Source organism: Mucilaginibacter sp. KACC 22773, from assembly GCF_028736215.1.
Lineage (GTDB): Bacteria > Bacteroidota > Bacteroidia > Sphingobacteriales > Sphingobacteriaceae > Mucilaginibacter.
Map to the genome: position 1 here is coordinate 2,249,547 of NZ_CP117883.1, position 26,944 is coordinate 2,276,490.

Annotated in this window: 11 protein-coding genes; 7 read left to right on the forward strand and 4 right to left on the reverse strand. The window is 45.8% G+C overall.

From position 1 onward, the window contains the following. Window positions 1–8 precede the first annotated feature (8 nt). The 5 genes from PQ469_RS09745 to galB all read left to right on the forward strand — a co-directional run bounded on the left by PQ469_RS09745 (window position 9) and on the right by galB (window position 13,308). Window positions 9–2,903: a glycoside hydrolase family 95 protein gene (locus tag PQ469_RS09745; RefSeq protein ID WP_274212784.1), complete on the forward strand. Its 2,895-nt coding sequence runs from the start codon at window positions 9–11 to the stop codon at window positions 2,901–2,903. Beyond that, complete coding sequence (locus tag PQ469_RS09750; RefSeq protein ID WP_274212785.1) at window positions 2,830–6,489, forward strand: malectin domain-containing carbohydrate-binding protein; 3,660 nt, start codon at window positions 2,830–2,832, stop codon at window positions 6,487–6,489. The genes PQ469_RS09745 and PQ469_RS09750 overlap by 74 nt, the downstream gene beginning before the upstream one ends. 24 nt (window positions 6,490–6,513) lie before the next feature. Further along, window positions 6,514–9,279, forward strand: coding sequence for a family 78 glycoside hydrolase catalytic domain (locus tag PQ469_RS09755; RefSeq protein ID WP_274212786.1), 2,766 nt, complete (start codon window positions 6,514–6,516; stop codon window positions 9,277–9,279). Window positions 9,280–9,600: 321 nt separating this feature from the next. Next, window positions 9,601–10,719 carry a glycoside hydrolase family protein gene (locus tag PQ469_RS09760; protein WP_274212787.1) on the forward strand — a complete coding sequence of 373 codons (1,119 nt, stop codon included), beginning with the start codon at window positions 9,601–9,603 and terminating at the stop codon, window positions 10,717–10,719. Window positions 10,720–10,893: 174 nt separating this feature from the next. After that, entirely contained in the window at window positions 10,894–13,308 is a 2,415-nt protein-coding gene (gene galB, locus PQ469_RS09765; RefSeq protein ID WP_274212788.1) for a beta-galactosidase GalB, read from the forward strand. Window positions 13,309–13,643: 335 nt separating this feature from the next. Here galB and PQ469_RS09770 read toward each other — a convergent pair whose 3' ends face one another. The 4 genes from PQ469_RS09770 to PQ469_RS09785 all read right to left on the reverse strand — a co-directional run bounded on the left by PQ469_RS09770 (window position 13,644) and on the right by PQ469_RS09785 (window position 16,426). After that, window positions 13,644–14,297: a response regulator transcription factor gene (locus tag PQ469_RS09770; RefSeq protein WP_274212789.1), complete on the reverse strand. Its 654-nt coding sequence runs from the start codon at window positions 14,295–14,297 to the stop codon at window positions 13,644–13,646. A 120-nt stretch (window positions 14,298–14,417) separates the two neighbouring features. Further along, window positions 14,418–15,206, reverse strand: a complete 789-nt coding sequence (locus PQ469_RS09775) for a sensor histidine kinase (protein ID WP_274212790.1) — start codon at window positions 15,204–15,206, stop codon at window positions 14,418–14,420. Beyond that, on the reverse strand, window positions 15,173–15,829 hold the full coding sequence (locus tag PQ469_RS09780; protein ID WP_274212791.1) for a hypothetical protein: 657 nt from the start codon (window positions 15,827–15,829) through the stop codon (window positions 15,173–15,175). The genes PQ469_RS09775 and PQ469_RS09780 overlap by 34 nt, the downstream gene beginning before the upstream one ends. 12 nt (window positions 15,830–15,841) lie before the next feature. Continuing rightward, window positions 15,842–16,426 (reverse strand): hypothetical protein, encoded by a 585-nt coding sequence (locus PQ469_RS09785; RefSeq protein ID WP_274212792.1) that lies wholly within the window; start codon window positions 16,424–16,426, stop codon window positions 15,842–15,844. Window positions 16,427–16,889: 463 nt separating this feature from the next. Between PQ469_RS09785 and PQ469_RS09790 the strand changes: the two genes are divergently transcribed. Together PQ469_RS09790 and PQ469_RS09795 are read left to right on the forward strand one after the other, a co-directional pair. Then, entirely contained in the window at window positions 16,890–17,426 is a 537-nt protein-coding gene (locus PQ469_RS09790; protein WP_274212793.1) for a phage tail protein, read from the forward strand. Window positions 17,427–17,695: 269 nt separating this feature from the next. Further along, window positions 17,696–26,944, forward strand: a complete 9,249-nt coding sequence (locus PQ469_RS09795) for a cadherin-like beta sandwich domain-containing protein (RefSeq protein WP_274212794.1) — start codon at window positions 17,696–17,698, stop codon at window positions 26,942–26,944.

Consider the following 26,944-nt stretch of genomic DNA (forward strand, 5'->3'; position numbering starts at 1 on the left):
ACGGTGCTATGAAAAACCCTACACTGCCGGCTTTAAAATATCTAATAATCGCAATTATTCTTGTGCTTTCCACTCATTTAGCACAGGCCCAATCAGACCTTAAACTCTGGTACAGGCAGCCTGCACAAAAATGGACGGATGCCTTACCAATTGGGAATGGACGTTTAGGTGCAATGATATTCGGAGGGGTGGAAGAAGACAGAATCCAGTTTAATGAACAAACGTTATGGACGGGTGGCCCGCGCGCCTATGAGCGGCAAGAGGCTGTAAAATACCTGCAACCTATTCGCCAGCTTTTGTTTGATGGCAAACAGGCCGAAGCAGAAGCCCTTGCCGAAAAACATTTCATGGGCATGAAAAGCAATGAAATTACGTATGCTGCCGATTCTGCCCGCTGGGTTAAAATGATGCGGAGTATAAAGGAGATTCAAGGTGTTGAGTTTCACGATGGCGCATGGAAATCCATCACATTACCCACTCAGCAAGGTTGGGAAACAACACCTGGCTTTGAGGGGTTAGATGGTGCGGTTTGGTTTAGGACAGCTTTTGAAGTACCCGTTGATTGGAAAGGAAAAAACCTGGTGCTTAGTTTGGGCCGCATCCGGGATTTGGATTTTACTTATATCAATGGCACCCAGATAGGCACAACCACCGGAGCCGCTTATCGTAAATATATCATCCCGGCTAAAGAGCTACATACAGGAACAAATTTATTAGCTATACAGGTATTGAATTTTAATGATAAAGGTGGCTTAACCAGCCCGGAAAAAGAAATGCTGATCTATCCCGAAGGGTTTGAGGCTGCTACCCTCAAAGGCGGAATAACCAGCAGCGAAATAACAACCGCGGTTGATAAAGAGGGTAGCATTGTAACTCCTATAAAATTAAACGGAACCTGGAAATACCGGATCCAGGACGATAACCCACCGGCGTACCCACACTACAATGCCGATTATCAGCCTTTTGGCGACCTGTACCTGCAATTCCCCAACCAAACAATAAGTGAATACAAACGCGATCTTGATATCACCACCGCTACAGCTCATGTAATCTATACGGCTAATGGAGTAAACTACACCCGCGAGTACCTGGCAAGCGCCCCCGGTCGGCTAATAGCTATTCACTTAACTGCCGATAAGCCCGGCAGCATTACGGTAAAAGCCCTGATGAAAAGTCTGCATAAAAATTTTATTACCCGCAGGGTTGACGATCATACCCTGGCATTATCGTTAAAAGTACATGACGGGGCATTACGCGGGGTAAGTTACCTGCATCTGCAGGCTGTTGGCGGCAAAGTGCTGGTAACAGCAAACAATATTAAAGTTACCGGTGCCAATGAGGCTACGTTATATTTAACCGCTGCTACAAATTTCAAAAATTACCGTGATGTATCGGGCACCCCGGAAGCCATCTGCAAAAAGCAAATAGCAGGCATCGTACATAAAAGCTACCCGGCTATAAAGGCAGAACATATTAAAGATTATCAAAAATACTTCAAAACATTCTCCATTGATCTTGGTAAAGGCGTCAATGCTGATTTGCCTACAGATGAGCGGATCCTGAAGTTCAGGGATACACCCGACCCATCGTTTATCACACTGTACACGCAATATGGCAGGTATTTGTTGATATCGTCCTCTCGTGCCGGCAATGGTCCGGCCAATTTGCAGGGCTTATGGAATGATCTGCTTACGCCGCCATGGGGCAGTAAATTTACCACCAACATCAATTTACAGATGAACTACTGGCCTGCTGAGGTGTTGAACCTTTCGGCCTGCAGCGAACCGTTTTTCAGTATAGTTGATGACCTGGCTAAAACAGGTAAGCAAACGGCAAAAGAACATTACGGTGCACCCGGCTGGGTGCTGCACCATAATACCGACCTGTGGCGGGGCACTGCTCCGGTAAATGCATCAAATCATGGTATTTGGGTAAGCGGTGGTGCATGGCTTTGTCACCAGTTATGGGAGCATTATTTGTATACTAAGGATAAAAGTTTTTTACAAAACCGCGCTTATCCCGAAATGAAGGGGGCGGCGGAGTTTTTTGTGCACTTTTTAGTGAAAGATCCTAAGACCGGTTACCTTATCAGCAGCCCCTCCAATTCGCCTGAACATGGCGGATTGGTAGCGGGGCCTACGATGGATCACCAGATCATCCGCGATTTATTTAAAAATTGCATAGCAGCATCAACTGTTTTAGGAGTTGATAAGGATTTTGCCGATACACTAAAAGCAAAATACGATCAGATAGCCCCCAACAGGATTGGCAAATACGGTCAACTACAGGAATGGATGGAAGATAAGGACGATACTGCCGATACCCACCGGCATGTATCGCACATGTGGGGCGTGTTCCCCGGTACAGATATCACCTGGAAAACCACGGATCTGATGCATGCTGCCGAAAAATCCATGCTATACCGTGGTGATGAAGGAACTGGCTGGAGTATTGCCTGGAAGGTAAATATATGGGCGAGGATGAAACAGGGCGATCATGCTTACCTCATGTTCGCCAAATTGCTTTCGCCTGCTGACGTAAGCTCAGGCAAAGAAAAAGGCGGGGTTTACCACAACCTGTTTGATGCGCATCCGCCTTTCCAGATTGATGGAAACTTTGGTGGTGCCGCCGGATTATCAGAAATGCTGCTGCAAAGTCAGGACGATGAAATTGAGCTGCTGCCAGCACTGCCGGCTGCTTTGGCGCAGGGAAGTATAAAAGGCATTTGCGCCCGTGGTGGTTTTGAATTGAACTTTAACTGGCAAAACGGACAGTTGCAGGGAGTACAAGTGCTATCAAAAATTGGCGGGGTTTGTCGCTTGCGTTATCATGATAAAACCGTCAACATCAATACACAAAAGGGCGGGTCGTACCAATTTAACGCTGATCTGGAACAGCTATAAAAAGATGCAGGTAAACAAAGCTCATATTAAAAAACAGTTTTCCCGGTTTAATCATCAACCGGTTTTAATGCTTTTTATATGCCTGGTGTTTACTTTTTTGATAAGCCCGGCATTTGCGCAAAATAACACCAGGCAGGAGATTTTGTTAAACGCCGGTTGGCATACCATCGCTGATGATAATAACGTAAAGGCTTATCCGGGCTTTGAACAGGCCGGCTTTAAAGATCAAGACTGGAAAACTGTAAACGTACCGCACAATTGGGATGAATATGAAGGTTACCGCCGTTTAAAACATGGCAACAGGCATGGCTATGCATGGTATCGCAAAATGTTCTTTCTGCCTGCAAAGCAGCAAAATAAGCGCTACTTTTTATGGTTTGAGGGTGTGGGTTCATATGCTACTGTTTGGTTAAATGGCAGGCAGGTGGGCTATCATGCAGGTGGGCGTACTTCGTTTACATTGGATGTTACTGATGCGATAAAAACGGGAAGTAAAAATCTGCTCTGTATTCGTGCAGATCATCCGGCCTTTATAAAAGATCTGCCATGGGTATGTGGCGGCTGTTCGGACGATCCGGGTTTTTCGGAAGGGTCGCAGCCTATGGGTATTTTCAGACCGGTACATTTGATTGTGACCAATGCGATACGTATTGAGCCTTTTGGTGTACATATTTGGAATGATACCACCGTCTCCGAAAAATTAGCCACCCTTAACCTCGAAACAGCAATAAAAAATTACGATAAGCAACCTTCTTCCATTCGTGTCAGCAATAAACTGGTTGATGCTACAGGAAAAGTTGTTGCAGAAGTTAACACGTCGAAACAAGTTAAACCAGGTGAAACTGTTGTAGTACAGCAATTACTAAAAGATGTAGTCGGTGTACACTTATGGTCTTTACAAAATCCTTATTTATACAATTTAATTACCCGTGTTTGGCAGAATGGTAAACTTCAGGATCAAACAAATACAGCCTATGGCGTTCGCTGGATAAGCTGGCCATCTGGGCGTAATAATGGCGATAATCGTTTTTATTTGAATGGTAAACCGGTGTTTATCAATGGCATTGCTGAGTATGAACACCTGATGGGCAAGAGCCAGGCTTTTACCGCCGAAGAAATTAAAGCAAGGGTGATGCAGGTAAAGGCTGCAGGTTTTAATGCTTTCAGGGATGCGCATCAACCGCATAACCTGGCATACCAAACCTATTGGGATAAGCTGGGCATCCTTTGGTGGCCGCAATATTCGGCGCATATCTGGTTTGATACGCCTGAGTTTAGGGCTGCTTATAAGACCCTGCTCGTTGATTGGGTCAAAGAACGCCGTAACAGCCCCTCAGTTATTTTGTGGGGCTTGCAGAATGAAAGCAAGCTGCCGGCCGATTTTGCCCATGAATGTTCTGAGATCATCCGCAAGCTTGATCCTACAGCATCATCACAGCGTAAAATAACCACCTGTAACGGTGGCCAGGGCACCGATTGGGATGTTCCCCAAAACTGGACCGGCACCTATGGTGGCAACCCATTAACTTATGGCGAAGACCTCAAAAAACAGATCCTTGTGGGTGAGTATGGCGCCTGGAGAAGTCTTGGTTTTCATACCGAAGGTCCGTTTAATCAGAATGGTCCGCTTAGCGAGGACCGTATGACACAACTGATGGAGACTAAAGTTCGCCTGGCCGATTCTGTAAAAGACCGGGTTGCGGGGCATTTTCAATGGTTGTTGTACTCACATGAAAATCCGGGTCGCACCCAAGGTGGAGAAGGTCAGCGGGAGTTGGACAGGGTAGGGCCGGTTAACTATAAGGGCTTATTTACACCCTGGGGGCAACCAGCCGATGCATTTTATATGTACCGGGCCAATTATGCACCAAAAGATAAAGAGCCGATGGTTTACATTGTATCCCATACATGGCCCGACCGCTGGGTGGCAGCGGGTAAAAAAGATAGTATTACAGTTTACTCCAATTGTGATGAGGTAGAATTGTTTAACGATGTACAGCATATTTCGCTGGGTAAAAAGAAAAAAGGTAGGATAGGTACTCATTTTCAGTGGGATGGTGTGGATGTAAGATATAATGTTTTGTACACCGTTGGCTATGTAAATGGCAAAGCCGTTGCGCATGACCAGGTGGTGCTCAATCATTTACCCGCCGCCCCGCATTTAAATACGTATAAGTCAGCAAATTCAGCGTTACTTAAACCCGCAGCGGGTTACAATTACCTGTATCGCTTAAATTGCGGAGGTCCCGATTATAAAGACAGCTTTGGTAATACATGGATGGCCGATAGGCATCAAGATAATAAAAATCAACCCGGCTCAATATCATGGACGGACGATTATCCGAACATGCCCGCCCTTTTTGCCAGCCAGCAACGCACATTTGATAACATTGGCAAAACAAATGATAGCCCATTGTTTCAAACATTCAGGTATGGGATGGATAAATTGCAGTTTAACTTCCCGGTAGCTGATGGCGATTACCGCATTGAATTATATTTTACTGAACCATGGTATGGCACAGGCGGCGGAATGGACTGCACCGGGTGGCGTTTATTTGATGTAGCTGTTAATGGTGAAACAAAGATCAAAAACCTGGATATCTGGAAAGAAGCGGGCTATGCCTGCGCACTAAAGAAAACAATTACCGCCCACATCACAAGCGGTAAAATAAGCATAAGCTTCCCCAATGTACTGGCTGGGGAAGCTATCATATCTGCAGTGGGTATCAGTATTTTAAATGGCAGGGTACATGCAGTGCCAAACAACAGTGGCATAATAACACATTTAAAATCAGCCGGTGGGTGGACACTGCAAAGCTGGATGGATGTGGGCCAAAAGCAATATGCAAACGCCGGTATCAGCTTCAGTAATCTGCCGCCTGTACTTTTTGGGGCTGATTGGATTTGTACAGATCCTGCTGATAATAAGCAGTTTGCCTCGTTTAATGTAACTGCCGATGCAGATGTATTTGTGGCGATGGATACTGCCCCTTCACAAAGGCCCGAATGGTTAAGCGATTATGAAGTTACCGGTTTGTATATAGAAAATGACGCCAATGGCGGGCATAAGCTCCCGGTATACCGCAAAAGATTTAAAAAGGATGGTATGGTGCAATTAGGCGCGAACAACGAAAAATACATGTACACCGCAGCTGTTTTGCCGGTAACTACACTTGAACCGGCAACTGATCTGCGTAAAACCATAAGTTACAAAGCTGAAATCGCTGATATACAGGGTGATGGCATAGCCAGGGATACCTTGGCTGGTAAAAAAGTGATCCGGTTTGAAAAGGATGAGGGCGGCGCGGCATCGTTTGCTATTACCCCCGGTGTGGCTGATTTGTATGCTTTGCGCATAAAGTATTACAACTCAACCGATAAGACCTTTACTGCAAAAATGAAGCTGCTTGCTGCCGATGGATCGGTGATGAAAGAGGACAATTTAAACTTTAAACCGGTAGCCAAAAACAAGTCGGGAATGGTGGCTACTACAACGGGAACGAGTATTAACGCGGGCAATTATAAACTGATAATCAGGGGTGAAAAATGTGCAGGTTTATGTATATCCGGCATAGAAATGCAGTAGAAAAATTGAGAAAAATATAGAAAAATGCTAAAAAAGATCATTTTGTTTTTGCTGTTGGTATTACCATTGGGATTATTTGCCCAGGACCTAAAAGTGGCAGGCCTGCAATGTGATTACAAACAAAACCCGCAAGGGATTGAGTCGGTATCGCCGGGGCTGAGCTGGCAGATGAAAAGCAGCAGAGCCAGCACCATGCAAACGGCTTACCGGGTATTGGTATCGGATGATTTGCAAAAGTTGAAAAGCAATAGTGGCAACATCTGGGATTCAAAAAAAGTGAACTCGCCGGCATCTTTGCAGGTGGCTTACAAGGGCAGGCAATTGCAGCCGGCCAAAACTTACTATTGGAAGGTAATGGTTTGGGATAACCATTACCAGCAATCAGCCTGGAGTAGTACCGCCAGTTGGCAAATGGGCTTGCTTACCCAAACCGACTGGGCAGGAGCCAACTGGATAGCCTATGATAAACTACCCGATACTTCGGTTATTGTTCCGTTTTATCATGGTAAAGGACCAAAAAAGTTAGGGATAGCCAATGATGTGCTGCCATTGCTGCGTAAAATGTTCAATGTGGGCAATCAGCTTAAAAGAGCTACACTTTATATTTGCGGGCTGGGTCATTTCGACCTGAGTTTGAACGGCAAAAAAGTAGGTGATCATTTCCTTGATCCCGGCTGGACAAAATATGACAAGCAGGCCCTATATGTACCATTTGATGTTACCGGTCAGTTAAAAGCCGGTAAAAACACAATCGGCGTAATGTTGGGTAACGGGTTTTATTATATCCCCCGCGATAAACGCTACCGTAAACTTACCGGTGGATATGGCTACCCCAAAATGATATGCCGTTTGGTTATGGAGTACCAGGACGGGAGGATAGACAATCTTTTGAGTGACACCTCCTGGAAAACAACCCCCGGCCCGGTAATCTTCAGCAGTATTTATGGCGGCGAAGACTATAATGCCAACCTGGAACAGGCCGCATGGAACACCAATAGCTTTAATGATGAAAACTGGCGTAAGGCTATACAGGTTGATGGCCCGCCGATGCTAAACGCCCAGGCGGCCGACCCGCTGAAAGTAATGCAGGAGTTTATCCCCCAAAACAAAACACAATTAAACACAGGAGCCTGGATCTATGATCTTGGGCAAAACTTTTCGGGTATCCCGCAAATTACGGTTAAAGGTAAAAAAGGAGATACGGTAAAGATAATTCCCGCCGAGCTGGTTAATGCTGATGGAAGTGCCAATCAAAAAGGATCGGGTGGGCCGCATTATTATAATTACATTTTAAAAGGTGATGGTGCCGAAACCTGGCAGCCGCAGTTTACCTATTATGGTTTCAGGTATTTACAGGTGGTGGGTGCGGCTCCGCAAAATGAGACTAATGCCAAACAGCAGCCGGTTATTGTCGCTATAAAAGGCCTGCATACGCGTAATGCCGCTGCCACGGTTGGCGATTTTGCCTGTTCAAATGAGCTGTTTAATAAAACCTTTAGGCTGATAGACTGGGCCATGAAAAGCAATATGGCCAGTGTGTTTACCGATTGCCCGCACCGCGAAAAACTGGGCTGGCTGGAAGAAGCACATTTGGTGGGGAGTTCCCTGCATTATAACTATGATATAGTTGGGCTGGCGCGTAAGTGCATCAACGATATGCGAATTTCGCAAACCGAAGATGGTTTGATACCGGAGATAGCTCCTGAATATGTAAAGTTTGATGAGCCCTTCCGCGACTCGCCCGAATGGGGCAGCAACGCCGTTATCCTGCCCTGGTACGTTTATCAATGGTATGGCGATAAAGGTGTATTGGCCCAAAATTACGATATGATAAAACGCTACCTGGCTTACCTCAATAAAAAAGCAGATGGTAATATTTTAATGCAGGGCTTAGGCGATTGGTACGATTTGGGTCCCAATCCGCCCGGCGTATCGCAATTAACACCACAAGGCATCACAGCCACAGCCTTATATTATTACGACCTGGATATCGCGACAAAAATTGCCACCTTACTGGGGAAAAGCGAAGACGCTGCAGCTTACAATAAATTAGCCGACCAGGTAAAGCAATCTTACAATAAAAAATTCTTTAACGCCGAAACCAAACAATACGGTACCGGCAGCCAGGCTGCAAATGCCATATCGGTTTATACCGGTTTGGTTGAACCGCAATATAAAACCGCTGTGGTGAACAATATTGTAAAGGATATCCGCGGCAGGGGCAACAGCCTTACCGCCGGTGATATTGGTTACCGCTACCTGCTGAGGGTACTGGATGATGAAGGCCGGTCTGATGTGATATTTGATATGAATAGCCGTGCGGATGTGCCTGGTTATGGGTATCAGCTGGCGCATGGGGCAACAGCTCTGACGGAATCATGGGCGGCATTGCCATCGGTATCAAACAACCACTTTATGCTGGGCCATTTAATGGAGTGGTTTTACAGCGGACTGGCTGGCATCCGCCCGGCAGATGATGCCATCGCCTTTAACAAAATAGAGATCAGGCCCGAAGTTGTAGGCGATGTAACCTGGGCAAAGGCAAACTACCAATCGCCTTACGGTACCATTTCAAGCAGCTGGGAAAAGGAGGCAGGTAAGTTTGAGCTGAGTGTAAGCATTCCGGCTAATACAACGGCCATCATTTATTTGCCGGCAGCTAAAGCGGCTATGATCACCGCTGGCGGGCAAAGCATCAGGAACAGAAAAGGCATGGAGTTTATGGGATACAAAAATGGTAAGGCTTTGGTTAAGGTGGGGTCGGGTGGTTATTTGTTCGTGGTTAGGTAAGGGAATATTTAAGGAGCGGTTTAAAAAAATGAGGATGACCTGTTGGGTTTAGGCCCTGGCAACACCCATGTCATTGCGAGCGCAGCGCGGCAATCGCGAACTGTGTGTAGGTCCGCCCTGTATAGCATGCGATTGCTTCGTTCCTCGCAATGACATAGATTATATTAAAAAATAGACTGACAATCAGTGATTTGCGAACACGTCATTATAAGGAACGAAGCAATCCCAAACTATGCAGATCGGATTTGCAAGGCTGCTCTGTAAGTCGGGGATTGCTTCGTACCTCGCAATGACGGTCTCTTTTTAAGAATTATAGAAATTATGAATGATACATTAAAACACTTTACATTATTTATTTGCCTGTTACCGGCAATAAAACTATCGGCACAAACCAACACGGTGCCCAATAAGGTAATGCAGGATATTTATCAGCAGGTAAAAACCCCTTATAAATATGGCCTGGTGATGGTGCCCGATAGCAATTCAAAAAAAATGGATTGCCCCAGTGTTTTCAGGAAAGGGAACAACTGGTACATGACTTATCTTGTTTTCAACGGCCGTGGTTATGAAACCTGGCTGGCGGATAGTAAAGACCTGCTGCATTGGAAAACCCGCGGCCGTATCCTGTCATTCTCTGATACCACGCAGTGGGATAGTAATCAAAAAGCAGGTTATATCGCTTTACAGGATTACAAGTGGGGCGGCAGTTACCAGTTGCAAAAATACCGGGATAAATACTGGATGTCGTATTTCGGCGGGCAAAGCCGGGGGTACGAGAAAGGGCTGCTATCAATCAGTGTTGCTAATACCGACAAGGATCCATCAATACCGCACGAGTGGCAGCGGTTAGATAATCCCGTACTATCAAGTATCGATAAAGACGTAAGCTGGTGGGATAACCATACCCAATACAAAGAAACGGTGATATGGGATAAGGCAAAGCTTACCGGGCACCAATTTGTAATGTATTACAATGCCAATGGCGATAGTGTAAACAAAAAGCGCGGCGCCGAGCGCATTGGTATGGCTGTATCTGATGATATGCTGCACTGGCAGCGTTTTGGTAAAGATCCTGTGCTGAACCATGGCGACGGCATTACCGGCGACCCGTATATTCAAAAAATAGGCGATGTATATGTGATGTTCTATTTCGGCGCCTTTTGGAAAACCGGAACAACAGGTGTATTTAACCGCTTTGCCTGTTCGTACGACCTGGTTCACTGGACGGATTGGACAGGCGATAAGCTGATTGAATCATCCGAACCTTATGATAATATGTTTGCCCACAAATCATTTGTGGTAAAATATAAGGGTGTGGTATACCACTATTATTGCGCGGTAAACAAAGCCGATCAGCGTGGTATAGCTGTAGCCACATCAAAAGATGTGGGCAAAAGCGAATTGAATTTTGTTGCACCACCGGTTAAAAAGAAGAAATAGATATTAAGCAGATAGGCTTTATAATTATTAGATAAGCCTTATAAATAGATCGTCATTGCGAGGCACGAAGCAATCCCCAACTTACAGAGCGGCCTTGCAAATCCGACATGTACAGTTTGGGATTGCTTCGTGCCTCGCAATGACGGGGGTAAAACTGTTCTATAAACTCAAATTATGCGGTATCATTATTTTTTGCTCATTACTTTATTAATCTGTGCCGCTGCGGCTGATGCACAAAACGCGCGTAAAACAGAAAGTTTTAATACCGGCTGGAAGTTTTTTTTAGGCGATAAGCCGCGGGCCCAAAGCAGCACCTTTGATGATGCACAATGGCGCAGCATGGATCTGCCGCATGATTGGAGCATTGAAGGCCGCTTTGATCAGAAAAATCCAACCACACAGGCCGAGGGGGGCTTACCCGCGGGCATCGGCTGGTATCGTAAAAGTTTTACCTTGCCTTTATCAGCCCAAAACAAAAACACATTTATCGATTTTGATGGTGTTTACCACAACAGCGAGGTTTGGGTAAACGGGCATTACCTGGGCAAACGCCCAAATGGATACATCTCTTTCAGGTATGCTGTTACACCTTACCTCAACTTTGGCAGCAAAAAAAATGTGATCGCGGTACGTGTAGATAATTCCGATCAGCCTAATTCCCGCTGGTATACAGGCTCGGGTATTTACCGTAACGTGTGGCTGATTACCACGGCTAAAACTTACCTCACAAACTGGGGAACTTTTATAACAACACCTAAAGTAAATGATAATGCCGCCGAAGTGGCTTTGGAGATCGGGGTACATCAACCCCCGTCAAAAAACAAATTAAGCCTGCAAACTACCATTTACAACGCCGAAGGTAAAATGGTTGTTTCCCAAACATCCCCGGTAAAAAATACTGGAGACACTTCGATTGTTGTTCATCAAACTTTGGCAGTAAGCAAACCGAAGCTTTGGTCGGTAACAAGGCCATATTTGTATAAAGTAGTAATAAAAGTGCTGCAGAATGGCAAAGTGCTTGATGACCAGTCAATTTACACGGGGATTCGTTATTTTAACTTTGATGCCGATAAAGGCTTTACTTTAAATGGCGAGCCAATGAAAATAAAAGGCGTTTGCCTGCATCATGACCAGGGCGCTTTGGGTACAGCTGTAAACGTAAGGGCTATGGAGCGCCAGCTGCAGGTATTAAAGGCCATGGGCTGTAACGCCATCCGCACATCGCACAACGCGCCTGCACCCGGGTTTCTTGACCTGTGCGACAGGATGGGTTTTTTGGTAATGGATGAAGCTTTTGACATGTGGCGAAAAAAGAAAAGTAAATATGATTATCACCAGGATTGGGATAAATGGCATGTAAAAGATCTGCAGGACCAGGTATTGCGTGACCGTAACCACCCGTCGATTTTTGCCTGGAGCATAGGTAACGAAATAAGGGAACAATTTGACAGCACCGGCATCAATATCAGTCGCGAATTGGTTGGCATAGTAAAGCAGCTGGATACAACCAGGCCGGTTACATCGGCGCTGAGCGAAGCTGATCCTAAAAAGAATTTCATCTATCAATCCGGCGCGCTCGATTTGGTTGGCTTAAATTACCACCAGGAGGTGTATGCCAATTTTCAAAAGAATTATCCCGGCCAAAAGTTTATCGGCACCGAAAACATGTCGGCACTGGCTACCCGCGGGCATTATGATATGCCCTCGGATAGCATAAGGCGCTGGCCAAAAGATGGAAAAACACCTTTGAAAGATGGCAATCCCGATTTTACGGTATCGGCTTATGACAATGTATCGGCCTATTGGGGTTCAACACATGAAGAAACCTGGAAGATCATCAAAAAATACGATTTCCTTTCGGGCTTATTTGTGTGGACTGGTTTTGATTATATTGGTGAACCTACCCCATATTTATGGCCAGCACGCAGCTCATACTTTGGGATAGTTGACCTGGCGGGCTTCCCCAAGGATGTTTATTACATGTACCAAAGCGAGTGGACAACTAAGCCGGTATTGCACCTGCTGCCGCATTGGAACTGGAGCGCCGGTAAAACTATTGATGTTTGGGCTTATTATAATAATGCCGATGAAGTGGAGGCTTATTTAAACGGCAAATCATTAGGCATCCGCAAGAAAACAGGTGATGACCTGCATGTGATGTGGCGGGTTAAATACGAGCCCGGCACCTTGAAGGCGGTTTCGCGCAAAAATGGCAAAATCATCATGAGCACCCAGGTTGTTACGGCCGGCGAGCCATACCGCATACAGCTTAAAGCCGACAGGAGCCATATTAAAGCGGATGGTAAAGACCTTTCGTACATTACGGTTACCATACTGGATAAAAATAATGTCCCGGTGCCGGATGCTGGTCAGCTCATTAAATTTAAAGTAGGGGGGCAGGGGATTTTAAAAGCGGTTGATAACGGCTCGCAAACAGACCTTGATCCTTTTGTTTCCAATCAGCACCGGGTATTTAATGGTTTGGGGCTGGTTATTATTCAATCGAATAATAAGTCAGGTAAAATTAATATAACCGCAGCAGCAGAAGGTTTACAGTCGGGGCAGCTTATTATACAAAGTGGTAGGTAAAATAGCCGGATGGCATGCCGCTATGTTTGTGAGATTCTGAAACAAGTTGCCCATGAGGTGTTGGGGGAGTAAACATTCGGGTTGAACGCTGGCTACGACTCACCCGGCCGACGCTGCGCTGGGCCACCCTCTCTCCGGCTGCGCCGCAAAGAGGGTTGAGCTCATTTTTTTATATTTCTCCGCCCCTCTATGCGACGCAGTCGGAGGAGGGGCAGACGGGCGCAGCCTCGTCGGGGTGAGTGGACTCGCCGCCATGCTATATACGTCATGCCTCCTTCAGAATCTCGCCCAATTTTACAGTTCAGCCCGGCTTTCGGGGCAATAGCGGCATGCCCCTATATCTTTATCAATTCCTGCCTTAACGCGGCAATCACCAGTCCTGTTCTTGATTTGGTTTCAAATTTTTGGAACAGCGCTTCGCGGTAATTGTCGATGGTGTGCGGGCTTAGGTTCATCATGTCGGCTATTTGCTTGTAGGTGAGGTCGCTGCAGCACAGTTCAAGGAATTTTAGTTCGTTGGCATTTACCTCAACCTGTAGCGTTTTTACGGATTGATTGTTTTGAATATTGCGTAATAATTTGCCGCTTACCAGCTCATTAATATAAAAAGATTGTTTGGCTATACCGGTTATGGCATCAACCAGATCAGACGCCCTTGATTGTTTTAGCATATAACCGCCGGCACCACTTTTAAGCATGCCGATGATGGGCTTGTCTTCTTCAAACATACTTAAGGCCAGTACTTTAATTTCAGGATGATTTTCTTTAATCCATTTGGTGCTTTCGTAACCATCCATCTGGGGCATGGTAATATCCATCAGGATTACCTCGGGTATAGGATGGCGAGATAGCTTATGGATCATATCCTGGCCGTTCTCGGCATCAAAAATTACATTTATCTTGCCCGAATCGCTGAGCAGGCTCACCAGGCCCTGGCGAAAAAGGGTATGGTCATCAACAATGGCTATGTCTATTTTATCGGCGTCCATTAATATTTAGGTTATGTTAATTGTGCAATAATTGGTAGTTTTTAATCGAAAGTCTTAAGTTCTAAGTCGAAAAAGATAGATCCAGCTTTTGACTCAAAACTTGGTACTATTAACTTAACGTTAGTAGGGTATAGTTACGATAATTTCAGATCCGTTTCCGGGGGCCGAGTTGATAAAAGCGGTGCCATTTATCATGGCCGCCCTTTTGGTGATGTTGTGCAGGCCCATACCGTTTTTTCGTTTCAGTGTTTCTTCTACATCAAAACCTTTCCCGTTATCGCGGATTGTTAACTGAAACGAATTTTCGATCTGCTCTAAAGTTATAAATATTTCAGTTGCTTTGGCATGCTGTATAATGTTATTTATAATCTCCTGGAACAGCCGGAACAGGATGGTTTCTTTACCGCTGTCGGCATTAAATGAGCCGAGGTTCCGTTTAGCGAAATTTATTTTAAACTTGTCTGATCGCTGCAGCCATTCCAGTTCAAATTCAATAGCCGCGGCCAGCCCGCGATTTACCAGCTCTTCGCCATGTAACAGGCGCGACAGGGCTTTTACTTCCTTAATCGACCGGGTGGTCAGGTCTTCAATAAATGCAAGTTTTTCGGTCGTTTTATCGGTATTGTTCAGATCGATAGAACTTAACGTGATGGCGGTGATACTCAGCAACTGCCCTATATTATCGTGAAGGTCGTAAGCGATGGTTTTAAGCGTTTGTTCCTGTACTTCTATCTGGCTTTTAAGCAGCTCGTTTTCAAAAGTTTTTTGCAGCAGCAACTTCTCCTCCTGGTGTTTCTTTTTTTTGCGGTTATATGAAACTACATAAATGATCAGAAACAGGGGGGCAATCAAAAAAATGATGGAAGTTAACCCTATCAGGAAGATGATTTCCTGCGAAGATATCTGCATAAAAAAGCGTATGACCAAAATGAGTATAGTGTTATGTTTAGTAAAATAAAGATATAGTAACGGATTGAAAGCTGATTGTTGATAGGTTTTAAACTGGAAAGATAATCGAAAAATATATTGCAGGTTGTACTGCCGAAGTAAAAAAATAACGCGCCGCTTACCCACCAGAACGGTGCCGAAAATGAAAGCTGCTCAAAGTTTTCATCCATCAGTTTAAGATAGTAATAATACAGGCTTGCCAGTACAAATACAACCGACATAACGACTGCCGTTATAGAAACAAATGCTTTAAAATGAGTCATCACCAGCTCAGTTGTGCACATTGCTATAAAAAACACATACCAGGCAATAAGCCATTTACCTGTGTTTTTAAACGGTTTATATAAGTTATAAAATGTATAGCTGGTAACGCCACATTCAAACATTAAAAAAGCGTTGTACAGGTTATAATTAGGCACGTGTGCTACTTTACGCATGTATACACCGGTCATTTCAACAAGGCAGGTAAGTAGCAGGTATGGGATAAACAGCTTCCAGGCTGTATCCTTATCTTTTATTAAAAAGATGAGGGCAGCCAGGAAGCATATAAATTCACACCCGGTATTTATGGTGATGAACATCATTTGTTTTGTTAATTAGGGTTGCACCAGTGTTGCACCGGTTGTAGAGCATGTAGCCGGCGGTGGGCATTGTTCGCCACGGTTTTCGGGAGTGGTGCCTATGATAGAACCCTGCAGGCCTCCATTTTTGCCGGCCGGCGGTTTTTGGTTGTAATAATCCCAATGGTATAATGTGCCGTTTATGGTGGTATCTTTTGTTGATACCATTACCAAAGTATTATAGCCCCAATAATCTTTGGCAGGCTTACGGCCATTAAAGCCTTTAGTATAAGTGCTGTCATAAGCAGCCAGGTAAAAGCGTATACCCTGACCGCCTTCGTCCTTAATCTTTTTAACTAAGGCTTCCATACGCTCAATACTAAAATAAATGGCCCTGGTATTCGGTAGTTGTTTTTTCTTTTCCAAGCCCTGGGCATCGGTTATGGTCGAATCTACGGTACCGGCGTGTTTTCCGTAGTTGGCAACATACTTTAGTGCAACTTCACGGCTTAAAGTGTCCGGGTCGATGACAACCGAGGGGCCGGCGGTTTGCTTTTGCTGGCACGAGCTAAAACCGATAGCGGCAATAGTCAACGTAATTAGGGTAATTTTTTTGATCATGATATTGTTATTTGAGTTTATCGAAAGTGCTTAATTATGTGTAGAACCACAACATCTATATTAAACCTTTTTTTACCCTTAAAAACACCTTTAGAAAAGCTGATTATACCCTATACTACCTTTTAACTATAGCAGACATTTGTGATGTAATGCAAAAGCAAAGAAAATGAAGTAACGGTTTTGTTACGTGTGTTGATGCAATGTTTAAACATAACCTGGCAGCAATAATAATGCTTTGTTGTAGTGGCTGTACACTGGAATTTGTAATTAAATTAACTAATGGTATATTATCATAAAATATTGATAATTAAGCTGATGCTCATAGCAATTGGTTTTGAATGTTAACTATAGATAAAATTTTTCGCTTGATATAATGGCATATATTTATAACCGATTAAACCAAAACAACTAATTCACTCCCCCCTAAAACTAACTTATTATTTAAACTATAAAACTTATTACTATGGAACCTTACATTGGCGAGATCAGAATGTTTGCAGGCGATTTTGCCCCCCGTGGCTGGGCGCTTTGCGATGGCAGCTTATTAAGAATTGATCAGTGGGATAAATTATTTTCGATCATCCAGACCTATTATGGCGGTGATGGCGCAAGTAACTTTGCCGTGCCCGATTTGCGCGGCCGCGCGCCGGTTAATGCAGGTGCAAGCACTGGCATTACATCAGGTTACTATCTCGGTCAAAAAGATGGTTCAGAATCTGTTGTGCTTTCAAAAGACCAGATGCCTGCTCACTCACACCTTATCAATGCCAATTCAACCGGCGCCAACCAGGTTTTACCAACAAATTTTTACCCGTCGGCCCTTATCGACTCTGTTTCAGGCGAAAGTACAAACCTGTATTCAGATGTTGCGCCAGACGTTACTTTAAACGCAGGTACGGTATCAACAGTTGGAGGTGCAACCGCGGTAAAATTAGTTCAACCTGTTTTGGCCATAACTTTCATTATAGCTCTGGAAGGTATCTATCCGCCAAGGCCTTAGTATTAATTATAACCCGGTGGCCTGAATAAGGCCGGTTTACCAAAAAGAACTAACCCCTGCTTTACAATAAGGCAGGGGTTGTACTATATCACGTCTGTTAAGTATACCACGAAATTTATGCCCGCTTACTATAGTTGGTATAGTAAACTCTGATAACCTATGTCTGCAATGGCCCCGCATGGACATAAAAATACGAACACAGGGCTTTTAATGACAAATGTTAACGGCAATAGGCCGGTTAAAATAATCAAGATATCAATAAATTTTTTATGATGAAACCTTTACTTTTATTAAAAAGCCCGCGGGTAAATAAGCTTCGCAACCTTTTAACGGCCTTATTGCTTTTGGTTTTAGTTGGCATTGCCGCGCAGAGCCATGCACAGGTATATTACTTAACCAATGACGCCAACAAGGATACCAAATCGGTTGATGACGCGCTATACAGGGTTAAGGCAGATGGCTCTGAGGGAATCAGCCTGGTTTCAGGCATTGCATATTCACCTACGATATTACAGGTCGACCTGCCTAACCACAGGGCATTTGTATACGAAACATATTCATTAACCCCGCCAAACGGATTAAGTATAAAGGTAATTGATTTAAACACCGGCGCTGTAACAACAACTATCCCGGTTACATTAACCGGCAGGATACAATCAATAAAGTACGATCCTGTCAACGATTATATTTATTATGTAGTACAGGATGGTACGCCATCAACAGCAACTGCAAATGACGCACTTGTTAGGGTAAAGCCCGATGGCACTGGTTCGACAATACTCATAAGCGGGTTTTGTAAAAACCCATCTTTCCTTGCACTCGATATTGCCAATAGCCGGGTATTTGTTTATGAAAATTTATTCGCCGACCATGGATTTGTAACGCTCAGTTTGTCAGGTTATACTGCCTCGGTGGCCAGGGTATCGCCAACAACCGCTGCATCAGGCTCTATTGTAGGCGTCGATTGCGATTATGACCCTGTTACAGATTATATTTATTTGTTAACATCAGATAATACAGGTTCAAAAACTGCCAATGACGCACTTTATAAGATACATTCTGACGGTACCGGCCAGGTTGCTATAAAGTCGTCAATTATCAATGCTCCCGCATACCAGATGGCGCTTGATGCCGGTAACAACAAAGCGTATATTTATGACAATCTTTCAACCCATAGGGCAATATTCTCAGTTGATCTCACCACCGGCAACACAACAGAGGTAATCTCTATTCAATCCCTGCCATCAACTGCGGTTGCTCCGGGGCTTTGGGTACCTAAACTTGCATCGCTTACAACAACAGCAGCCACCGTTATATCGTCGGGCTCGGTAACAATCGGGGGTAATATAGCCCGGAGCGATGTAGCGGTTACAGAAAGGGGAGTGGTTTATAGCTCGGTACACGCGTTGCCGGTTATAGGCACCGATACCAAACAGGTAATGGGCAATGGTATAGGTGCTTTTTCGGCAAGTATTACCGGCCTTAACCCTGTGGCAACTTATTATACCCGGGCATACGCAATAAGTAGCGCGGGTACTTCGTACGGGGATGTAAAAAGCTTCACAACTTTATCCAACAACGCTAATCTTACAAGTTTTACACTCAGCTCCGGTACTTTAAGTCCGGTATTTGCACCCGATACAACCGCCTATACTGCAAATGTGACTTATAATGTAACGTCTTTAACCATTACCCCAACGGTTGCGCAAGCGAATGCCTCAGTGAAAATTAATAATACAACCGTAGCATCCGGTTCAGCATCCGGTGCGCTCAGTTTAAACCCGGGAAGTAATACCATCACTACCATAGTAACCGCGCAGGATGGTTTCACCACAAAAACGTATACTACCACTATTACCAAGGACAAAACCCCTCAGGCCATCACTTTTAATAGTATTCCGGCAGTAACCTATGGGGCGGCAGATTTTACTTTAGGCGCTGTAGCAGCCAGTACGCTACCTATAACTTATACCAGCGACAACGACAATGTAGCCACTGTAACCAGTGCCGGCCTTGTGCATATTGTGGGTGCCGGTACCGTAAATATTACGGCAGCACAAGGGGGCAATACTACGTACCTTGCGGCATCAAATGTAAGCAGGCAGCTAACTGTAAACAAGGCAGTATTAACCTATACCGCTAACGTTGTATCGCGCGATTACGGCGCAGCCAATCCAACCTTTACAGGCTCGGTAACCGGCTTTGTGAATGGCGACACCCAGGCAACCGCTACAACCGGTACCATGGTTTTTACCTCGGCAGCAGATGCTACATCTCCTGTAACTACTAATAACACAAATGTTATCCAGTACGGAATTGTAGGAAGCGGGCTTAACTCGGCCAATTATAGCTTTGTACAGGCTACGGCAAATACTACAGCATTAACGCTTAATAAAATTATTATTACCTATACCGCACAACCGGCAACCAAAGTTTATGGTGCCGTAAACCCGGCATTGAACGTAGTGTTTACCGGTATGGCAAACGGTCAGACGATTGACCAGGTACTTAATTCCCTTTCGTACGCTACCACTGCCACAGTTAGTAGCCCGGTTGGCGCTTATCCCATTACCGTAAGCGGCCTCGATGCACTGAACTACACGTTTTCTGCTGCGTCATCCAACACCGCTGCGTTTACTGTAACCAAGGCCGATTTAACCTTTACAGCCCAGGCAGCCACCAAACATTACGGTGAAACCAACCCTACATTAAACGGTGCCATTACCGGTTACGTAAATAACGAAACTGCTGCAACTGCTTTAACAGGTACGCCGGTTTATAGTACTACGGCCGGCACAGCCAGTGGTGTGGGCAGTTACCCTATAACGTTAAGCGGCCTGTCAGCAGCCAACTATAACATAACAGCTGCCGCAGCTAACAATACGGCCTTAACCATCACCAAAAACACACTGAGTTACGTGGCCACTCCGGCAAGCCGGGCATTTAATACGGCCAACCCATCGGTAACTGGTACAGTAACAGGCTTTTTAAATGGCGATACCCAGGCATCAGCTACTACCGGTACGCTTAGTTTTAACACAACTGCAACAACAAGTACGCCTGTTGGCACATATGCTATTGATGGCGCAGGTTTAAGCTCGGCCAATTATACCATTGTACAGGATGCCTCAAATGCTTCGGCGTTTTCTATATTCTTATCAACCAATGGCAACCTGAGCAGCTTAGCTATCAGCCAGGGCAGTTTATCGCCCTCGTTTGCATCGGGTACTAATAATTATACGGCAACAGTTGCAACAGGCGTTACATCGTTAACTTTAACGCCAACTTTATCTGATGTTAACGCCAGGGTAACTGTGAATGGTAGCCAGGTTATATCCGGCACGTCATCGAGCAGTATTTCTTTAAATGTTGGCCCCAATGTTATCCCGGTGAATGTAACCGCGCAGGATGGTACCACCACCAACCCGTATAATGTTACAGTAACCCGCCTGCCTTCGTCAGATGCAACATTAAATAGTTTTACCATTAGCACAGGTACGCCAACACCCGATGGATACAATGTATACCGGTCAAACGTAGCCAATACGGTAACCAGTTTTGATGTTACCGCAGTAGTTCATGAACCCAATGCCACTATAACAGTCAACGGCAATCCTGCAACGTCGGGTACGCCGGTGACACTGCCGCTTAATTTGGGCGACAACGCATACAATTTAGTAGTAACCGCGCAAGACGGCACTACGCAAAGCTACTACGGCATGGTAATCAACCGCGCCTTTTCATCAAACAACCTGTTGAACAGCCTGGCTTTAAGCGCAGGGTCGCTTAGCCCCGCATTTGACAGCGCTACGCTTAACTACACTGTGCAGGTAAGTAATGCAACTAAATCTATTGATATTACACCCACATTTGATGCGACAGCCTACGGAACTCATGATGGCTTGCCCGCACCATCAGGAGCGGCTTTTACAAGCACACTTGCTATAGGCGATAACCAGGTGCCTATAACTGTAACAGCACAAAACGGAACACCAAGAACCTACAACATAACAGTAAACAGGGCGACATCGACCGATGCTACATTAGTCAATCTGGGTATCATGACCACCATTTCGGGATTGGATGTGCCTTTTGATAGTGCCATTTATACTTATAATACCACAGTAACCAGCGATGTAACGGCTTTCACCCTGAAACCAATTGCTACCAACGACGGCGCGACGATAACCATCAACGGCGTGGCTTTAAATACTGCCACTGGCAACGCCATCACACTCCAATACTTTTCGGCTGTTGAGCCTATGGTGATCGTTGTTACTGCCGGCGATGGGGTAAGTCAAAAAACCTACACCATAAATGTAACCAGGAACTTCTCGACAAATAACTTGCTGCAAAGCTTAACGATGAACATCAACGGCACAATAACACCGTTAATCCCCGTATTTGACCCGGCGACGAATGACTATACGATGATCATCAGCAACCCTAATGTAACCGGCGTCGTAATTGCACCCGTAGCACAGGATAGCCGTGCCGAACTAAGAGTAGGCGGGGTACCCGTAAGCACAGGTGCATCTAAGTTTGTAGCGTTACAGGGTGGTGTGAACATTGTTCCTGTAAATGTATACTCATTTGGCGGTGGTAACAATACCTATAATATTACCATCAACCGGGCATATTCATCAGATGCAGGTTTAATTAATGTTATCCTTTCAGGTAACGCGGGATATTCGGCTATCATTAACCAGGCCACCAATAGCCTTACCGCTACTATTCCTAATAATGTAACGGCTATAAGGCTAAGTCCCAACGCGTCTGACCCTGGCGGTACGGTTATTACAGTAAACGGCTATGCAATATCTGGTGGCGCATCTGATAACCTGCCCCTTGCCGTAGGTGATAATCTATTTACCATAGGTATTACAGCAGCGGATAACTCCAATACACAATATTATACCGTACATGCCATAAGGTTGCCGTTTGTAGATGTTACGCTCAGCTCATTAGCGGTAGATAAAGGCGCCCTTGCGCCCGCGTTTTCACCGGCTGTAACAAGCTATACGGTAGTTGTAGCCGCCAGTGATAATGCTATTACGGTTACACCGGTGGCTTCGGCAGCCGATGCAAGCGTAACAGCCGGTGGACAAACCATTAATGCTTCAACGCCTTCATACACCAACAGTTCATTATTTGTAGGCAACCAACGCATCACTGTGAGGGTAACAGCTCCGGATGGAGTGAATTTTACAAGCTACGCTTTAAATGTGCTTCGTCCGTCGGCAAGCCAGGCTTTCCTGGGTAACATTGTTTTGAGCAGCGGAGCTATATCACCTGTTTTTTCCCGGAACACCGTAAATTATACAGCTTCGGTTGCGGGTAATGTATCGTCTGTTAACTTTACGCCGGTAACTGCCGAGGCGACATCTGTCATTACCGTAACAAATGGGGGTAATACAACAACTATTACTCCAGCCACGCCATCGGTGCTGATCCCGCTAAATGCAGGCGCCAATGTGGTAACAACAACAATAACCTCACAGGATGGCAGTACCACCAAAACATATACGGTGACTATTACCAGGGCAGTGCCGTCTACAGATGCTACTTTGACCGGCTTAGGCCTCAGTAGCGGTACCCTTAGCCCGGTGTTTAGCAGCGGTACAGATACTTATACAACATCCGTGAATTACACAACGGGTTCAATTACCATAACCCCGGCCGCAACCAATGCCAACGCGTTAATTACGATAGGCGGTATATTTGCTGCATCCGGATCTGGTTTGAGTGTGCCTTTAAACGCAGGCAGTAATCCAATACCGGTTGTTGTGACCGCTGAAGATGGTATTACCACCAAAACCTATAGCCTTACTGTTAATCGTGCGGCAGCATCAACTGATGCAGCTTTGGCCGGCCTTGGTTTAAGCGACGGGACATTAAGCCCTTTATTCGATGCCGGTACAACAGCTTATACAGCCACAGTAAGCAACGCAACAGGTACTTTAACACTTTCGCCATTTGCAAATGATATTAATGCGGCGGTACTTGTAAACGGCAACAACCTGGATGTTAGCGGCACCATCGATATTCCGCTAACCGTGGGTGCAAACAACATAGCTATTTTAACAACTGCCCAGGACGGCATTAGCACTAAGACATATGCTTTAAATGTAACAAGGGCGGCTACGGCGTCAGGCGTCACACTCACCAGTCTGACTACCAGCAGTCCGTTGACCCCGGCGTTTTCTGCAGGTACCAATACCTATACCGCAATGGTAAATAATATCACGGCTATTTATACAATAACTCCAGTTGTGAGTGATGTTAACGCCACGGTTAGGGTAAATGGCAACGCATTAGTGTCTGGCAAAGCCGTTATAAGCCTGGTACCTGGCAATAATATTATTACAACAATTATAACCGGACAGGATGGAACAGTTAACACCTATGTCGTTACAGTAAACAAAAGTTCATTATCGAGCAATAAAAACATGAGCTTTACCATGAGCCCGGCGTCCTCGTTCACCTCGTTGCCCGGGACGGCGTTGCAATATAATTATACCACTTCGGTAGCCCCGGGGACCAACAGTGTAACGGTAAGCCCGACAGCAGGCGACCCCGGAGCATCGATAACGGTAGAAGGACAGACGGTAAGCAGTGGCTCGGCATCACAAGCGATCACGCTAAATGCTACGGGTACAACCACGGTTCATATACATATCACCGCGCAGGACGGCATAACAATGCACGATTTTGTAGTGGTAATAAGCAAAAATGGTTCGAGTAATGTAAACATGAGCTTTACGATGAGCCCGGCGTCCTCGTTCACCTCGTTGCCCGGGACGGCTTCACAGTATAATTATACTACCTCGGTAGCACCTGGAACCAACAGCGTGACGGTAAGTCCGACAGCAGGCGACCCGGGAGCATTGATAACAGTAGAAGGGCAGGCAGTAAGCAGCGGCTCTGCATCCCAGGCGATCCCACTAAATGCCACGGGAACAACCACGGTTCATATCCATATCACCGCTCAGGACGGCATAACGATGCGCGATTATGCGGTGGTCATAAGTAAAAATGGTTCGAGCAATGTAAACATGAGCTTTGTCATGAACCCGGCAGTATCGCTCACGTCCGTACCGGGAACCGCTTCACAGTATAATTATACCACCTCGGTAGCACCTGGAACCAACAGCGTGACGGTAAGTCCGACAGCAGGCGACCCGGGAGCATCGATAACAGTAGAAGGGCAGGCAGTAAGCAGCGGCTCTGCATCCCAGGCGATCCTACTAAATGCCACTGGTACAACCACGGTTCATATCCATATCACCGCTCAGGACGGCATAACGATGCGCGATTATGCGGTGGTCATAAGTAAAAATGGTTCGAGTAATGTAAACATGAGCTTTGTCATGAGCCCGGCGTCCTCGTTCACCCAGTTGCCCGGGACGGCGTTACAGTATAATTATACCACCTCGGTAGCACCGGGAACCAGCAGTGTAACGGTAAGCCCAACAGCGGGTGACCCCGGAGCATCGATAACGGTAGAAGGACAGGCGGTAAGCAGTGGCTCGGCATCACAAGCGATCACGCTAAATGCCACGGGAACAACCACGGTTCATATACATATCACCGCTCAGGACGGCATAACGATGCGCGATTTTGTAGTGGTCATAAGTAAAAATGGTTCAAGCAATGTAAACATGAGCTTTACCATGAGCCCGGCGTCCTCGTTCACCTCGTTGCCCGGGACGGCTTCACAGTATAATTATACCACCTCGGTAGCACCGGGAACCAGCAGTGTAACGGTAAGCCCAACAGCGGGTGACCCCGGAGCATCGATAACGGTAGAAGGACAGGCGGTAAGCAGTGGCTCGGCATCACAAGCGATCACGCTAAATGCCACGGGAACAACCACGGTTCATATACATATCACCGCGCAGGATGGCACCACGATGCGCGATTTTGTAGTGGTCATAAGTAAAAATGGTTCAAGCAATGTAAACATGAGCTTTACCATGAGCCCGGCGTCCTCGTTCACCCAGTTGCCCGGGACGGCTTCACAGTATAATTATACCACCTCGGTAGCACCGGGAACCAGCAGTGTAACGGTAAGCCCAACAGCGGGTGACCCCGGAGCATCGATAACGGTAGAAGGACAGGCGGTAAGCAGTGGCTCGGCATCACAAGCGATCACGCTAAATGCCACGGGAACAACCACGGTTCATATACATATCACCGCGCAGGATGGCACCACGATGCGCGATTTTGTAGTGGTCATAAGTAAAAATGGTTCAAGCAATGTAAACATGAGCTTTGTCATGAGCCCGGCGTCCTCGTTCACCTCGTTGCCCGGGACGGCTTCACAGTATAATTATACTACCTCGGTAGCACCTGGAACCAGCAGTGTAACGGTAAGCCCAACAGCGGGTGACCCCGGAGCATCGATAACGGTAGAAGGACAGGCGGTAAGCAGTGGCTCGGCATCACAAGCGATCACGCTAAATGCCACGGGAACAACCACGGTTCATATCCATATCACCGCGCAGGATGGCACCACGATGCGCGATTTTGTAGTGGTCATAAGTAAAAATGGTTCAAGCAATGTAAACATGAGCTTTACCATGAGCCCGGCGTCCTCGTTCACCCAGTTGCCCGGGACGGCGTTACAGTATAATTATACCACCTCGGTAGCACCGGGAACCAGCAGTGTAACGGTAAGCCCAACAGCGGGTGACCCCGGAGCATCGATAACGGTAGAAGGACAGGCGGTAAGCAGTGGCTCGGCATCACAAGCGATCACGCTAAATGCCACGGGAACAACCACGGTTCATATACATATCACCGCTCAGGACGGCATAACGATGCGCGATTTTGTAGTGGTCATAAGTAAAAATGGTTCAAGCAATGTAAACATGAGCTTTACCATGAGCCCGGCGTCCTCGTTCACCCAGTTGCCCGGGACGACTTTACAGTATAATTATACCACCTCGGTAGCATCTGGAACAAACAGTGTTACACTGATCCCGAAAGCAGGTGATGCAGGTGCAACAATAAAAGTACAAGGCCAAACAGTTGCCAGTGGAACGGCCTCACAAAACATCGTATTAAACCCAGCCGGAACGAGTACTAGCATCCAAATGGTTGTAACCGCGCAAGATGGTATAGCTATGCGTACTTACTCCGCTGTTGTATCCCGTGCTGCGCCCAGCTTTAATGCTATCCTGCCTGTTGTTACCGGGGTTGCTAACAAATCAAACGATATCAATGCAAAAGGCATCACCGTTCACCAGGCACTGTCGCCAAACGGCGATGGTATTAACGACGTGTTCATCATTGATGGTATTGAAAACTATGCCGATAACCACCTGAGCATCATGAACGCCGGCGGTGTACTGATATACGATGTACAAGGCTATGGCAGTAATGGCAATGTGTTTGATGGCCACTCCAACAAGAACTCGGCTATGCAAAAGCCGGGCACATACTACTACTCGTTAGAGTATAAGGATGGTAATGAAACCAAACGTAAGACAGGTTATATCATCCTGAAATATTAA